General features: G+C 70.9%; 11 protein-coding genes. 3 read left to right on the forward strand and 8 right to left on the reverse strand.

Annotated elements, in window-relative coordinates; genetic code table 11:
* Window positions 1-55: 55 nt before the first annotated feature.
* The 7 genes from OG410_RS31660 to OG410_RS31690 all read right to left on the reverse strand — a co-directional run bounded on the left by OG410_RS31660 (window position 56) and on the right by OG410_RS31690 (window position 9,312).
* Window positions 56-2,989, reverse strand: a complete 2,934-nt coding sequence (locus tag OG410_RS31660; RefSeq protein ID WP_329302219.1) for a glycoside hydrolase family 2 TIM barrel-domain containing protein — start codon at window positions 2,987-2,989, stop codon at window positions 56-58.
* Window positions 2,990-3,001: 12 nt separating this feature from the next.
* Entirely contained in the window at window positions 3,002-3,895 is an 894-nt protein-coding gene (locus OG410_RS31665; RefSeq protein WP_329302220.1) for a carbohydrate ABC transporter permease, read from the reverse strand.
* Window positions 3,892-4,857, reverse strand: a complete 966-nt coding sequence (locus OG410_RS31670; RefSeq protein ID WP_329302221.1) for a carbohydrate ABC transporter permease — start codon at window positions 4,855-4,857, stop codon at window positions 3,892-3,894. Before OG410_RS31670 ends, OG410_RS31665 begins: the two co-directional genes overlap by 4 nt.
* Window positions 4,858-4,877: 20 nt before the next feature.
* The gene (locus OG410_RS31675) at window positions 4,878-6,140 is read right to left on the reverse strand and encodes an ABC transporter substrate-binding protein (RefSeq protein ID WP_329302222.1); all 1,263 of its coding nucleotides are present in this window, start codon (window positions 6,138-6,140) and stop codon (window positions 4,878-4,880) included.
* A 272-nt stretch (window positions 6,141-6,412) separates the two neighbouring features.
* A complete protein-coding gene (locus tag OG410_RS31680) occupies window positions 6,413-7,660 on the reverse strand; it encodes an ROK family transcriptional regulator (RefSeq protein WP_328672153.1) in 1,248 nt (415 codons plus the stop codon).
* Window positions 7,661-7,787: 127 nt separating this feature from the next.
* A complete protein-coding gene (locus OG410_RS31685; protein WP_329302223.1) occupies window positions 7,788-9,032 on the reverse strand; it encodes an FAD-binding protein in 1,245 nt (414 codons plus the stop codon).
* A 121-nt stretch (window positions 9,033-9,153) separates the two neighbouring features.
* Complete coding sequence (locus OG410_RS31690; RefSeq protein ID WP_329302224.1) at window positions 9,154-9,312, reverse strand: hypothetical protein; 159 nt, start codon at window positions 9,310-9,312, stop codon at window positions 9,154-9,156.
* On the opposite strand from OG410_RS31690, the gene OG410_RS31695 reads away from it, so the two are divergent.
* Window positions 9,311-10,288 carry a hydroxyacid dehydrogenase gene (locus OG410_RS31695; protein ID WP_329302225.1) on the forward strand — a complete coding sequence of 326 codons (978 nt, stop codon included), beginning with the start codon at window positions 9,311-9,313 and terminating at the stop codon, window positions 10,286-10,288. The genes OG410_RS31690 and OG410_RS31695 overlap by 2 nt on opposite strands.
* Window positions 10,289-10,484: 196 nt before the next feature.
* Here OG410_RS31695 and OG410_RS31700 read toward each other — a convergent pair whose 3' ends face one another.
* Window positions 10,485-11,333 (reverse strand): alpha/beta fold hydrolase, encoded by an 849-nt coding sequence (locus OG410_RS31700; RefSeq protein ID WP_329302226.1) that lies wholly within the window; start codon window positions 11,331-11,333, stop codon window positions 10,485-10,487.
* A 162-nt stretch (window positions 11,334-11,495) separates the two neighbouring features.
* On the opposite strand from OG410_RS31700, the gene OG410_RS31705 reads away from it, so the two are divergent.
* Both OG410_RS31705 and OG410_RS31710 read left to right on the forward strand, forming a co-directional pair.
* Window positions 11,496-12,818: a radical SAM protein gene (locus OG410_RS31705; protein ID WP_329302227.1), complete on the forward strand. Its 1,323-nt coding sequence runs from the start codon at window positions 11,496-11,498 to the stop codon at window positions 12,816-12,818.
* A 445-nt stretch (window positions 12,819-13,263) separates the two neighbouring features.
* A complete protein-coding gene (locus OG410_RS31710; RefSeq protein WP_329302228.1) occupies window positions 13,264-14,775 on the forward strand; it encodes a cellulose-binding domain-containing protein in 1,512 nt (503 codons plus the stop codon).
* Window positions 14,776-15,062 lie beyond the last annotated feature (287 nt).

Here is a 15,062-nt window from a genome sequence, read left to right on the forward strand (position 1 = left end):
CGGGTGCGGCCGGACGGCCGGGGAGAGCCGTCCGGCCGCACCCGGACCGAGGGCCTCAGCCCGGGATCACGGAGAACACGAACGAGAACTCCGCCGGGGCGGCCCGCAGTTGGTAGCGCGGAAGGGCGCCGGGACCGCACGACTGGGAACCGATGCCCTGCTGGCCGTGATCGAGGTTGACCCAGACCGTGTCACCGGGGCGCAGATCCGTCAGATGGCCGGCCGCGTCCAGTTCCTCGGTCGTCCAGCGGCGCGCGGTGAACCAGAAGGCCGGGTCGCCCTCGATCCGCAGTCCGCCGATCTCGGCCCGGCGGACGTCCGGCCGGGCGCCGTTCTCCTGCGGGCGCACGTAGGGCGTCTGCATCGCGTCGACCGTCGACTCCCAACGTCCGTTCACGGAAGCCGACCTGGTGTCCGGGTATCCCTCTCCGGGGCCACCGCCGAGCCAGGTCACCCGGTCCGCGGAGCCCGGGAGCCCGAGCCGGACGCCGAGTCGGGGCAGCGGCAGTTCCCACCGGCCCTCCGGGGCCACGGACACGGTCAGCCGCAGCCGGGTGCCGTCGGAGGTCCAGCGGTACACCGTGCGCAGGCCCACGTCCCGGGCCGCGGGCGCCACCCGGGTGCGTACGGTCAGGGAGTCGTCGTCCGCCTCCACCGCGTCCAGACGGTGCCGCATCCGGTGCAGGCCCAGCGCGCGCCAGAGCGGGCCGTGCCGGGCGTCCGGCTGCCAGTGCGCGCCGTTGTCGTTGTCGGTGGGGGCGCGCCACACGTCGAGTCGGGGTCCGGTGACCTCGATCCCGCCGAGGGACAGCAGCGCACCGGTGCGGCTGTCGAAGGTGCCCGGTCCGAGGACGGTCACCCCCTCGCCGGGGACCGGAACCGCGGACGGCGCGACGGCCGGCGACGCGGGCTCCGCCACGGGCAGTTGGGTCCAGGCGACGACATGGCCGCGCGGCCCCCACGCCGTCTCCTCGGCCAGTACGGCCCGGACCGTCCATTGTGCCCCGGCGCCGCGCGGATCCACGGGCGGTGCCGGGAGTTTGACGTCGGCCGACCGGCCCGGTGTCAGCGCGGGCACCGTGAGCGGGCCCGACTCGACGGTCTCGCCGTCGACTTGGTACGACCACTCGAAGGCCAGGCCGGAGAGGTCCGCGAAGTCGTACCCGTTGGTGACGCGCACGGTGCCGTCCCAGCCCGCGACGGCTTCCCGGCGCTCACCGGGCGGGGAGAAGGAGTCCCCGCCGTCGATGCGGACGGGCTCGATCACCTTCTTGTACTCGACGAGCCCGGGGGACGGCGTCCGGTCCGGGAAGACGAGTCCGTCGCACACGAAGTTCCCGTCGTGCAGCTCCTCGCCGAAGTCCCCTCCGTAGGCGAACCCGTGACGCCCGTCCCGGATGCCGTGGTCGATCCACTCCCAGACGAAGCCGCCCTGGAGACGCTCGTAGGAGGTGAACAGGCTCTGGTAGTCGGCGATGCCGCCGGGGCCGTTGCCCATGGCGTGCCCGTACTCGCACAGGATGAAGGGGAGCCGGCGTCGCATCGGCCCCCCGCCGTCCTGGTGCCGGCCGATCCGTTCGACCTCGGCGTGATCGGCGTACATGCGTGAATAGACGTCCGTGTCACGGCAGTCGTGGTCGCCCTCGTAGTGGATGAGCCGTGAACCGTCGCGGCCGCGGATCCACTCGGCCATCGCGGTGAGGCCGCGCCCGGTACCGGCCTCGTTGCCGAGGGACCAGAGGACGACCGACGGATGGTTCTTGTCGCGTTCGACCATGCGCGCGGCCCGGTCGAGCAGCGCGGGTGTCCAGCGGGGGTCGTCGACGGGGTTGTCGCGCCAGGCCTGTTCGGTGAAACCGTGGGTCTCCAGGTCGCACTCGTCGATGACCCACAGGCCGTAGGTGTCGCAGAGGTCGAGGAAGGCGGGGTGCGGCGGGTAGTGCGAGGTGCGCACGGCGTTGATGTTGTGCCGTTTCATCAGCAGCACGTCGGCGAGCATGGTCTCCGGGTCGAGGGCGCGGCCCTTCTCCGGATGCCATTCGTGCCGGTTGACGCCCTTGAAGAGGACCGCCGTGCCGTTGACCTTGATCAGACCGTCCTCGAGCGCGACGGTACGGAAGCCGACGCGCAGGGGGACGCGCTCGCCCTCGGTGACCAGTTCGCCGTCGTACAGCCGGGGCGTCTCGGCCGTCCAGGGCAGCACCGGGACGGTGACCGGTGTCCCGGTCGCGACATCGATGTCCAGGGCGGGCACGAGGACCCGCCCGTCGACGTCGGAGTCGACGCGCAGGGTCCCCAGACCCTGGTGACGGTCGTAGGAGGCGTGCACGAAGAAGTCGAGCACGCTGCCCGGCGGGCGGTGCAGCAGCGTGACATCGCGGAAGATGCCCGGCAGCCACCACTGGTCCTGGTCCTCCAGGTAGGAGCCCGCCGACCACTGGTGCACCCGGACCGCGAGCACGTTGCCGCCCGGCTTCAGCAGATGGCCCACGGCGAACTCGTGCGGCAGCCGCGAGCCCTTGAACACGCCGAGGTCCGTGCCGTTCAGCCAGACCCGGGCACAGGACTCGACCCCGTCGAAGCGCAGGACCGTACCGCCGTCCGCGGGCCAGTCCGCCGGCAGGTCGAAGCGGCGCAGGTGGTCGCCGGTCGGGTTCTCGGTCGGTACCCGCGGCGGGTCGACGGGGAACGGGTAGAGGTGGTTGGTGTAGATCGGCGATCCGTGACCTTGCAGCACCCAGTGGCCGGGGACCTCCACCTGGGCCCAGCCCGCGGGCTCGTACCCCTCGGCCGCGAACGAGTCGTCCTCGGCGTCGGCGGTGGGCGCGAGGCGGAAGTCCCAGCCGCCGTTCAGGGACAGGGACCGGGCGTCCGAGGCCGCGTACCAGGCGCGGGGCGGAAGGGCGCCGCTGCCGGGGGAGACGTCCTCGACGTGATCGGTGGGTGACGGGGGAGAGGCGGGTGCTCCTTCAGCGGTGCGGAAAGACATGCGTCTCCTAGTTCAGCCCTTGATGCCGGTCTGCGCGATTCCCTGGACCAGCCAGCGCTGGAGGAACAGGAACACGAACACCAGGGGCAGGATGGAAATGGCCGTGGCCATGAAGATCAGATGGAAGTTGACGGTCTGGTTCGTCATGTACGAGGACAGCGCGACCTGGACGGTCCAGGCGTCGGGGTCCTGGCCGATGACCAGCGGCCACAGGAAGGCGTTCCAGCCGCTGATGAACGTGATGGTCGCGATCGCGGCGAAGAAGTTGAGGGAGTTGGGCACGACGACGCGCCAGTACGCGCCCCAGTAGCCGAGCCCGTCCATGCGCGCCGCCTCCTCCAGCTCCTTCGGGAACCCCAAGAAGTACTGCCGGAAGAGGAAGCACGTGAAACCGCTGAAAAGCCCCGGAATGATGAGGCCGCGAAGACTGTCCACCCAGCCGAGCGACGACACGAGCACGAAGCTCGGCACGAAGGTCACGGCGGAGGGGACCATCAGGGTCACCAGCACCGCGTAGAAGACCTTGTCGGCGTGCCGGTACGGGATCCGCGCGAGGCCGTAGCCGGCGAGCGAGCAGACCAGCAGGGTGCCGAGGGTGTGCAGCACTCCGACGACGGCGGAGTTCCACAGGGAGCGGGCGAAGGGGACGGTGGGGTCGTCGAACAGCTCGCCGATGTTGCCCCACTTGAGGTCGGTGGGGAAGAACTGCCAGTTCTCGCCGGTGATGGCGGCGTCGGTCGACAGGGCGTTGCGCACGAGCAGATAGAAGGGGACAAGGAAGAGCAGGCCGGCGACCCCGGTGGCGATGTACAGGCCGGTGCTGCCGAGGGTCCCTCCCCGGCCGGTCCGCCGGCGCTTCCGCGGCGCGGCGGCGTGGGTTGCGCGGTTCGGTGTGACGGCGGTCATTCGGCCTTCTCCCCGCGTCCGAATCCCATGAACGTGCCCTGGAGCAGGGTCACCATGCAGATCAGCAGGGTGAGGATGACCGCGCCCGCGCTGCCCGCTCCGTAGTCCTGCGCCTGGCCCAGCGCCGTGTAGTACAGCTCGACGAGCGGCGGCCGGCCCCAGGTGGTCTTCGAGAGCAGGTTGAAGAACTCGTCGAAGGCCTGGTAGGCGGCCACGAGGAGCAGCAGGATCACGGCCGTCGAGGTGGCCCGCAGCTGCGGCAGGGTGATGTGGCGGAAGGTCTGCCAGCCGGGACCGGCACCGTCTATCGCGGCGGCCTCGTAGAGCTCCGGCGGGATGTTCTGCAGGGCGGCCAGGAAGAGGATCATGTAGAAGCCGGCCTGGAGCCAGAGCCGCGCGCTCACGATGACCAGCCAGTACCAGGGTGGATCGGGGTTGGCCAGCCAGGCGATGTTCTCGACGCCGAACCAGCCGAGCACGGTGTTCATCAGACCGAAGCGGACCCCGCTGAAGATGGACATCTTCCAGATCAGCGAGGCGGCGACGTAGCTGCACGCGGTCGGCAGGAAGAACACCGACCGGAAGAACGCCCGCATGAACCGCAGCCGGTTCACCATCAGGGCGAGGCCCAGGGAGAGCGCCCAGGTCAGCGGCACGATGAAGGCGGCGAAGACGGTGAACGTCACCAGCGAGCCGGTGAAGTTGCTGTTCTCCAGCATCTGCCGGTAGTTGTCGAAGCCGACGAACTTGTCCGGGGTGACCGTGAAGCGCGCCTCGAAGAAGCTCAGCCACAGGCTCCAGCCGATCGGCACGTACACGAAGACGATCAGGCCGATGAGGAAGGGGCCGGTGAAGAGCCAGAAGTTGACGGTGCTGCCGTCCCGCCGGAACCGCCGGGGCCGGGCCGCTGTGGCCTCTGCCGGGGCGGAGCGCGGGACTTCGTGCGACGTGGTGGTCGACATGTCGAGGTCCGTCCGCCGGTCTATCCGAAGAGCTTCTTCAGCTCGCGGTTGACGGTCACGTCCGCCTTGTCGAGCGCGGCCTCCGGATCGCCGTCCTTGCGGACAGCGTTGGCGAAGACGTCCTCAAGCGCGGTGATCATGGACTGGGTCCAGCCGATGTTGTCGAAGTGCCCGTACTGGCCGAAGAGTTCGACTCCCTCGGCGGGCAGGCCGGACTTGAGCTTGGTGGCGGAGGCGGCGAGCGAGGAGCGCGGCGGGATGTGGAAGCCGTACGACAGCGACCAGTCCTCCTGGTACTTCTTCTGGTCGATCCAGAGCCACTTCACGTACTCCTTGGCCAGGTCGACGTTCCTGCCCTTGGCGTTGACGAACATCGACCAGCCGCCGTTGTAGACGGACGGCTTGCCCGCGTCCGTGACCTTGGGGAAGGGGAAGACTCCGATGTCGTCGCCGAGCACCTTCTGTATCTGCGGCATCGCCCACATCCCGCAGAACTGGATCGCGCACAGGCCCTGGTTGATCGCCGACGGGTCCCAGTAGTCGGCGGGGGCGTCGAGGAGCAGGTGGCCGCTGGTGAAGAGCTTCCGCATCGTCGTCAGTCCCTCCTTGACCCCCTCGGTGTGGTAAGCGATCTGGTTCTTGTCGTCGAGGGTGTCGGCGCCCGCGGACCAGATCATCGGGTTGATGACCGCGTGCAGGTCGTTGCCGATGAACAGGCCCTTGACCTTGCCGGTCGTCAACTTGGCGGCGGCCTCGACGAGTTCGTCGAGGGTGGTCGGCACCTTGACGCCGGCTTTCTCCAGCAGGGAGGGCCGGTAGAAGAAGAACTGGGGGTCGTCGATCATGCGGACGCCGTAGATCTTCCCGTCGACCGTGTGCGAGGCGATGTCGGCCGGGTTGAAGTCGTCCTTGACCGGATCGATGATGCCGCTGAGGTCTGCCACCTGGCCGCTCTTGACGAGCTGGATCTGCGGGTGGAACTCGAAGAGATCGGGCGCGTTCTTGGTGAGCAGCGAGGCGAACAGTTTGCTCTCGAAGTCGCTGCCGGTGATCCACTGCGTGGTCACCTGTGCCTTGTCGTAGGCCTTCGCGTACTTCTTGATGGCCTGCTCGGTGCCCGCCTCCCCGTAGGCGTGGAAGTACTGGACCAGTTCCTTGCCCGAACTCCCGCCCCCGGAGCGCCCGTTGTTGCTGCCGCACGCGGCCAGTGGCCCGAGGGCGGCGAGGCCGGCGGCGGCCCGCAGTACGGATCGACGGTCCCAGTTGCTGCTCAATGCCGACATGGTGACGTCCTTGTCTTGTGGGCGGTTTGAGTGCGCTGTGCATGCGGGCCGCGGGCGACCGCGGCTCGAACGGGCCGTGCGGTGCGGGACGTTAACCTTCCGCTAAGGCTTCGGCAAGGGGTTGGACGAAGTCGGCGTGAAGCGTTGCCGGGGGTTCGGGATACCGGACGCCACCGGTCCTGTGCCACCGGGGCGGCGGACCGTGACCGATCAACTCGCCGCGATATCGAGGTACTTGGATCAGGCCGTACCGTTGGGGCCGGTTCCGGCGCTCACGCCGGAGGCGCTGTACGGCTCCTGGCGGGGGCGGTCCGCCTGGCCGGGCGCTGACCGACCGACTGGAGCGCGCCTTCGAGGGCGAACGTGGCGGCGCCCAGGCAGACCGGGTCCGTCGGGATGGGCGAGAGGACGATCTCCGTGGCCGCGAGCGGACGCCGCAGCGCGTGCCGGGCGACGGCCTCGCGCACTTCGCGCAGCAGCGGTTCCCCGAGCGTGGCCGCGACCCAACTGCTCAGCACGACCACTTCGGGGTTGAGCAGATTGACCAGGTCGGAGATCCCCGCGCCGAGATAACGGGCGGTGTCGCGCACGACCTTGAGGGCGACAGGGTCCTGTGCGGCGACACCCGACGCCAGGGCGTCGATCGTGGCGGTCTGGTCCTCCGGGTGCAACAGGGTGCTCCTGGGGCTCAGCTCCCGCAGGTTCTGCATGATCCCGGGAGCCCCGACATACGTCTCCACGCAGCCGTGGTTGCCGCAGTGGCACAGCCGGCCGTCCAGCACGAGGGTGGTGTGACCCCACTCGCCGGCGCTGTTGCTGACCCCCCGGTGCAGCCCGCCGCCGAGGGCGAGACCGGCGCCCACGCCCGTGCCCAGATTGACCACGACGGCGTCACCGCGTCCACGGGCCGCGCCGAACCACAACTCGGCGACGGCACAGGCGCGCAGCGGGTTGTCGAGGTACAGCGGGTAGGCGATGTGCTCCGCGAGCAGTTCGAGCAGCGGCACGTCGTGCCAGTCCCAGTTGGGCGCGTACTCCGCGATCCCGGTGTCGCGGTCGACCTGCCCCGGGACGCTGACGCCCACGCCAAGGACCCGGGCGCCCTCCACCCCGGCCTGCGCGACCACCGAGCCGACGGCGGCCGCGACATGCCCGACGACCTGCTCCGGGCGGCTCTCGCCGGGGCGCATGTCCTCGTCGGCGCGGGCCAGTACGTTCAGGGCCAGGTCGAACAGCTCGACACGGACGTACGTCTCCGCGATGTCGACACCGATGAGGGCGCCCCCGGCCGCGTTGACCGCCACCAGTCCCCGCGGACGGCCGCCCGCCGAGTCCTCGAACCCGACCTCGGTCAGCATCCTGAGGTCGAGCAGCTCACCGACGAGCGTGGCGACCGTGGCCAGGCTGAGCCCGGTCGCCGCCGCCAACTCCTGCCGCGAGGTCGGGGATTCGGCGATGATCTGGCGCAGCACCTCGTACCGGTTCGCGGTGCGGATGTCGCGTGATGTGCCGCGCTTCATGGGGCTCCCCCTCGCTCCCGCGAACCGGTTGCCCGGCTCCTCGGCCCCGGCGCCGCGCCAGGTTATGGCCCGCCGGGGACTTTCGACAAGGGGTTAGGAAATGGGGTGGAGGAAGGGGCGAGGGAGGTCAGAGGACCGGGTGGAGGAAGTCCCGCACGAAGGCGTTGGTGAACGTGCCCGCCGGGTCGAGCTCGTCGGCCAGCGCCCTGAACTCGGCCAGCCGCGGCGACCGTTCGCGCAGCACCGCCGACGGCACGGTGAAGACCTTGCCCCAGTGCGGCCGCGGCCCGAACGGCTCCAGCGCCCGCTCGACCAGGCGTACCACCGGCAGGACGGCCTCGGTGTCCTCGACCCAGGTGAAGTGCACCGCCACGGTGTCGCGGCCGTAGGCCGGACTCAGCCACTGGTCGTCGGCGGCCACGGTCCGCACCTCGCAGATCTGGAGCAGCGGCGCGATCGTCCCGCGGATCGCGTCCAGCGCGTGCAGCGCCGCCGTCGCGTCCGAGCGGGCCAGCAGATACTCCGACTGGAGTTCGGCCCCGCTGCTCGGGGTGAACTCGGCCCGGAAGTGCGGCAGTCGCTCGTTCCAGGGCCCCGGGACCCCCAGCTGCTCGGTGCAGTTGCGGGCGGGCATGCCCGGCACCGGATGCATGGCCTCGGTCGCGGGAGCCGCCCACGGGAAGTCCGGCGACGGCTGGTCCGTGCGCCGTTTGAGCCACACCTGCCGGAAACCGGGGCGGCCCCAGTCGGTGAACAGGCTCACGCTGTAGGCGGAGGCCGCGACCGTCTCGAAGTCCAGCCCCTCCAGCGGCAGTTCGGTGAACACGTGCTGGCTCACCTCGAAGTCCGGCTCCAGGTCGAGGGTGAGCGCGGTGACCACACCGAGCGCGCCCAGCGAGGTGACGGCGCCGCCGAACCGCTCCTCGCCACGGCCGATCACCAGGGAGGAGCCGTCCGCCGTGATCAGCTCGACCTCGCGCACGGCGGCGGCGAGCGACCCGTTCGTGACCCCGGACCCATGGGTGCCGGTGGCGACGGATCCCGCCACCGAGATGTGCGGAAGCGAGGCCATGTTGTGCAGCGCGAGTCCGTGCTCGTGCACCCGGCGGGCGAGTTCGGCGTACCGGACACCGCCGGAGACCCGTACCGTACGGGCCGTCGTGTCGACGTCCACCGTGGGCGGCAGCGCGGTCAGCGACAGGAGGACACCGTCGGCGCCCGGCTCGGCGATCTCGTTGAACGAGTGCCCGCTGCCCAGTACCCGGACGCGGGAGCTGTCCGCGACCAGCGCGCGCAGCGCGTCGAGCGAGGCGGGACGGTGCAGCTCCTCGGCCGCGTACGTGATGTTGCCGGCCCAGTTGGTCAGGGTCATCCCTGTCGTCCCTCCCCGGGAAGTCGCTGAACGTGGCCCGTGCGATGGCCACCCGGGGAACGTACCTTGCCGGTCCGCCCAGGTGGCAGACCGGTCCGTTGACCCGCTGACGTGGCGCGGTCTACCGTAGAAAGCGGTTGCCGTCCTCGGCGTCACCGAACCGGAAGGCCACTTCCTTGCCCGAGCGTCCCGTGGTGATGCCGTCCGAGCGTCCAGAGGAAAGGCCCTCCGAGGGGCTGGCGGAGCTGTCCTCGGGACGGCCTGTGGCGATGTTCGCCATGACCCCGGGGAACGTGACACGGATCTTCCCTCCGGACACGCTCGCACGGCTGCGCGAGCTGCTGGACATCGACCTCTCCTCGGTGGCGGGCGACTTCACCGGGCCACGGGCACGGGCCCGTCTCGCCGAGACCGAGATCCTGATCACCGGCTGGGGGTGTCCCGTGCTCGACGCGGACACGCTCGACGCGGCGCCGAAGCTCAGAGCCGTACTGCACGCCGCCGGCTCCGTGAAGAGCTTCGCGACACCGGAGGTGTGGGAGCGCGGCATCGTCGTCTCCTCGGCCGCCGCCGCGAACGCGCTGCCCGTCGCCGAGTACACGCTCGCCATGATCCTGCTCGCGGGCAAGGACGTCTTCGCCCACCGGGAACGCCTGCGCGCCGAACGCGCCTTCCCCTACGGCGAGATCCTCCCCGGCATCGGCAACTTCGGCCGCCGCGTCGGCATCGTGGGCGCCTCCCGCATCGGCAGACGCCTCATCGAACTGCTCCGCCCCTTCGACCTGTCGGTGAGCCTCGCCGACCCTTACGTCGACGAGGCCGGGGCGGCCGCGCTCGGTGTCCCCCTGCTGCCGCTCGACGATCTGCTCGCCGGCAGCGACATCGTCACGGTCCACGCCCCGCAGACCCCGGAGACCTGGCATCTGATCGGCCGCCGCGAACTCGCGCTGATGCCCGCCGGGTCGGTTCTCATCAACACCGCGCGCGGCTCCCTGGTCGACCACGACGCCCTGATCGAGGCACTGCGCGCCGAGCACGTCAGCGCGATCCTCGACGTCACGGATCCCGAGCCGCTGCCCGCCGACTCCCCGCTGCACGACCTCCCGAACGCGTTCATCACGCCCCACCTGGCCGGTTCGCAGGGCAACGAGGTCGCTCGCCTCGGCTTGACCGTGCTGGAGGAGGCCGAACGCCTGCTGTCCGGGAAGGCGCCGGAATTCCGGGTCGACCGGGAGGATCTGGACCGGACCGCCTGACGGCAGCCTTCCTCGGCCTGTCCGGGACCGCTCCGCCCTGAGCGGGCCCGTCCCGGACGGCTCGCCCGGGGCGGCCCCTCTCGCATGGCCCGCCTCTGCGGGCCCGCCCGCCTCACCCGGCGGGGTGTGCGCCGTCGGGGCCCCTGCTGTCAGGAGTGGCCGGGGCCTCGGCAGGCGGGCCGGACGGTCAGCGGGTTCAGCGGGTGGGGCCGGCCAGGAAGGCCTCCGTCGCCGCCACGAACCGCTCCGGATCGTCGAGCCACGGGAAGTGCCCGGAGCCGGCCTGGACGACCAGCTCGGCGCGCGGGAACAGGGCGGCGACCTCGGCCATCGCGGGCGCCGGGGAATTCAGGTCGACCTCCCCGGCGAGCACCAGCACCGGGGACGGCAGGAGGGCGAGTGCCGCCCGGGTGGCGTCCGGGGTGAAGGCGCCGTCGGCATGGCGGGCCGCGGCCTCGTGGTTCTTGTGCTCGTCCTCCGCGTCCCGGTGCGCCCGCGCGGCCGCGTCCCAACGGCCGTACCAGAAGGGCGCGATGGCACGGAACGCGTCGGCGTCCCCGTGCCCGGCGACGATCCTCTCCAGCGCCGCGAACGCCTCGGGGAACCACGGCTCGTCCCGGCGCAGCAGCGCCGTCGCCCGTCTGTCCTCGGGAGTGATCTCGACCCCGACGGCGTAGACGCTCGGAGTGATCAGCGCGAGGCGCGCGACGCGCTCCGGGTGGCGCTGCGCGTAGAGCACCGCCAGATTCGTCCCGGCGGAGTGCGCGAGCAGGTCCATGCGGTCGAGGCCGAGATGCTCGCGCAGGGCCTCGACGTCGTCGACCAGCCGGTCGCAGCGGTACGACGAGGGATCCGCCGGGATCGCCGACCCGCCGGTCCCGCGCGGATCCATCATGGTCAGCCGCCGGTGCGCGGACAGCCCGCCCAGGTTCCCGAGATACGCGCAGTCCTGCATCGGGCCGCCGGGCAGACACACCACCGGTGGGCCGTCCCCGAAGGTGTCGAACCTCAGCTCGGTCCCGTCGTACGTGGTGAAGGCAGGCATGGCGACGACTCTCGCAGCGGCGCCCGGACGGAGCAAACGAGATCCCGCGCCGCGGCGGCCTCGGGCGGCGCGGGGGACCCGGCACGGCCGATGTCCGGGCGGGGGCATACCGTGAGGAGTCGAACACGACAGACGAAGCAGATCGGGAGCGAGGAGATCGGGATGGGCAGCCGCACCGCGCTGGTCGAGGATCTGATGGAGCGGTTCCCGCACGTACCGCGGGAAGCCGTCATCAAGGAGGACCTGCTCCGCGGGGGCGTGGCCTTCGACGCGTCCGCCCTCAGTGACAACGAGAGCGGCGAGGTCAAGCCGAAGTCGTACTTCATCTTCTCCTTCGACCACGGCACCCTGCCCGAGCTGGGCGAGGCCGCGCTCAGGCGCCCGCCCGAGGAGATCATCCTCACCGGAGGCCCGTACGACCTGCGGCGCACCGTCGTGTCCGTGCGCGTCAATCCCGCCTCGCCGTACCGCGTCGCCGCCGACGACGAGGGCGTCCTCGGGCTGTACCTGGACGGGAAGCGGATCTCCGACGTCGGGGTGCCGCCGATGCCCGAGTACTACCGGCACACCCTCTCCAACGGAAAGTCCGTGATGGAGGTGGCCCCGACGATCCAGTGGGGCTACCTGATCTACCTCACCGTCTTCCGGGTCTGCCAGTACTTCGGTGCCAAGGAGGAGTGCCAGTACTGCGACATCAACCACAACTGGCGCCAGCACAAGGCGGCGGGCCGTCCCTACACCGGGGTGAAGGACGTCGAGGAGGTCCTCGAGGCCCTGGAGATCATCGACCGGTACGACACCGCGAAGGCGTCGACGGCCTACACCCTCACCGGCGGCGCGATCACCAAGACGGTGGCCGGACGGGACGAGGCCGACTTCTACGGGCACTACGCCAAGGCCATCGAGGAGCGCTTCCCCGGGCGGTGGATCGGCAAGGTGGTGGCCCAGGCCCTGCCGCGCGACGACGTCCAGCGGTTCAAGGACTACGGCGTGCAGATCTACCACCCCAACTACGAGGTGTGGGACCGCCGCCTGTTCGAGCTGTACTGCCCCGGCAAGGAGCGCTACGTCGGCCGGGACGAGTGGCACAGGCGCATCCTCGACTCCGCCGAGATCTTCGGCGCGCGCAACGTGATCCCGAACTTCGTCGCGGGCGTGGAGATGGCCGAGCCGTTCGGCTTCACGACCGTCGACGAGGCCATCGCCTCCACGACCGAGGGCCTGCGCTTCTTCATGTCGCACGGCATCACGCCCCGCTTCACCACCTGGTGCCCGGAGCCGACCACACCGCTGGGCAAGGCCAACCCGCAGGGCGCGCCGCTGGAGTACCACATCCGTCTGCTGGAGGCCTACCGCGCCACGATGGACGACTTCGGGCTGCAGTCGCCGCCCGGATACGGCGAGCCCGGTCCCGGCCACGCGGTCTTCTCCGTCAGCTCCTTCATGGACAGCCTGCCCGCACAGGAGCCCGCCGCCCAGGCGTGACCCGCGCCCCGGGCGCAGCCAGGGCGTGACCCGCGCCCCCGAGCGCAGCCCGCACGGCTCGTACCCACTCGACCCGGACGTCGTCCCGACGTCCGGGTCGCCGCGCGCCAGGTGCGGGGGAGCGGCGGTCAGGGGACCCGCGCGGCGGTGGAGTCGGGGCGGTGGAGTGAGGCGTGGAACAGGGCGGTGGAGTGGCGGGTCCTGTGAAAGTTGAAGCGTTCGGTCCCGCCAGGTCCCCGTTCCGTACGACACTCGGGGCGACCGGAACCCCAGGGTCCCTCTGTGATCGCGCGACCGCACGATGTGACTACGTCGCTTGTCAGTTGTGTCGAACCCGTGAAAGGCTCTGGCCCGTTGTCGAGACGGCCGCCAACTCCACCTGAAAACAGGCGAGTTGGGTGTTGTGTGCCGTTGCACTTGGAAGCAGTGGACGCAGGAGCCCCCCATGCCAGACCTGCCTACCCCCCAGGACGCCGCCGAGGCCGCGCTGTTCTCGGAGTGCTGGGACGCGGTCCTGTCGTACGCCGATCTGTGCACGTCCGGCTCCGCCGCGGCCGGCCAGTTGGCAACCGAGGCGTTCACCCATGGCATCCATGAGGCGCGCTCGGTCACGGCCCGCACGAAGACCACCGGTCGCAGAAACCCCGGGCTGCCCCGGATTCCCCTGCTGCTGAACTCGGTTCGGACCACCGCCGCCGCCTGGGAGGCACACGGCCAGGGACACCGGCTGGACCCGGACCTCAGGCTGTGGCTCAACTCCGAGAAGGCCGCCCGCTACACCGGGCCTCCGCTGCACCGCCCGATCGCCCTGCGCGGCCTGAAGGACCTTCAGGAACCCGACGCGGCCCTGTTGTGGCTGGTGGAGGTGGAGGCGCTCCCGCTGCCCGCGGTGGCCCGGCGGCTCGGTCTCGACCCGGTGGCGGCCGCCGAGGAACTCGGCCAGGTGCGGGCGCTGTTCAGGGACCGGTGCCATCGCAACCACCTCGACACACCGATGGACGCCAACTGCCGCAGCTACGCCCGGCTTCTCGACGCGGTCACCCGTTCGCCGGGCGCCGAGACGCCCGAGGACCTCTCGCAGCACCTCTCCCGGTGCGTGGAGTGCGCCGAGGCCGCGGCCTGTCTGCGGCTGCACGGCGGTGGACTCCCCGCAGCGCTCGCGGGCGGGGTGATCGGCTGGGGCGGCCTCGCCTATCTGGAACGCAGGCGCCGCGCCGCCGAAGCGGGGCTGGCCGGCGGTCGTACGGACGCGGCCGCGGACACCGGTATCGCCGAGATCAGGGAGGCCGCGCCCCGGATCGGCCGCACCGGACTGCTGGTCGCCGCCGTCATCGTCTCCGGCCTCGCCCTCACCGTCTCCCTGATGCCCTTCGGCGCCGGGGACGGTGGCGCCGCTTCCGCGCGCGGAGGCTCGGCCGAAGGCCGGCCGGTGGCCGACTCGGGCGTGTCGTCCCCGTCGGCGACCACCCGAGGCGAGGGCACACTCGTCTCGCCGGAACCCGTGGAATCCAGCGCCGACGCGAGCTCGAAGCCCGACCCCGAACCCCAGGGCACGTCCTCGTCCCCGGCCCACGCCACCAAGGGAACCTCGGGCTCCAAGGGCTCCACGACGCCCCCGGACTCCACGAAGGGCCCCGCCGCGTCCTGCCAGGTGAAGTACGACGTCGTCGACCAGTGGACGGACGGTTTCCAGGCCAGTGTCACCGTCACGTCCGTCGAAGCCCTCGACTCCTGGGAGATCGGCTGGACCTTCGACGACGGGCAGCGGGTCACACAGATGTGGGACGGCACGGTCGCCCAGGACGGCTCCCGGGTGACCGCGACCGCCGCCGACTACAACAAGTCGGTCGCCGCGGGCGGATCCTTCGCCGTCGGCTTCCTCGGCACCTGGCACGACGGGAACACGACCCCGGAAGCGTTCACGCTCAACGGGGGACGCTGCACGACGGCTCACTGAGCTGCCGGTCAACGGGAGACACCGCACGGCAGCTCGCCGAGCTGCCGGCCCGGACCCGTCCTCCGGCCGGACCCTCGGATCCGCCGGCACATCCCTTTGGCCGAGGGCCCGACCGGCCGAGGTCTTAATTCGATTGACGGGCCCGAGGGGCCCCCGGATACAGTTCACACGTCGGCGTAGAGGCGTTGACTTCGAGAGAGTTCCAGGAGGTGTGACCGATGGCTGTCGTTGCGATGGGCGCTGCCCGCATCCAGAAGTTCATCAAGTCCACCTCCGTGGCCGCCGGC

This window comes from Streptomyces sp. NBC_00659, from assembly GCF_036226925.1.
Classification (GTDB): domain Bacteria; phylum Actinomycetota; class Actinomycetes; order Streptomycetales; family Streptomycetaceae; genus Streptomyces.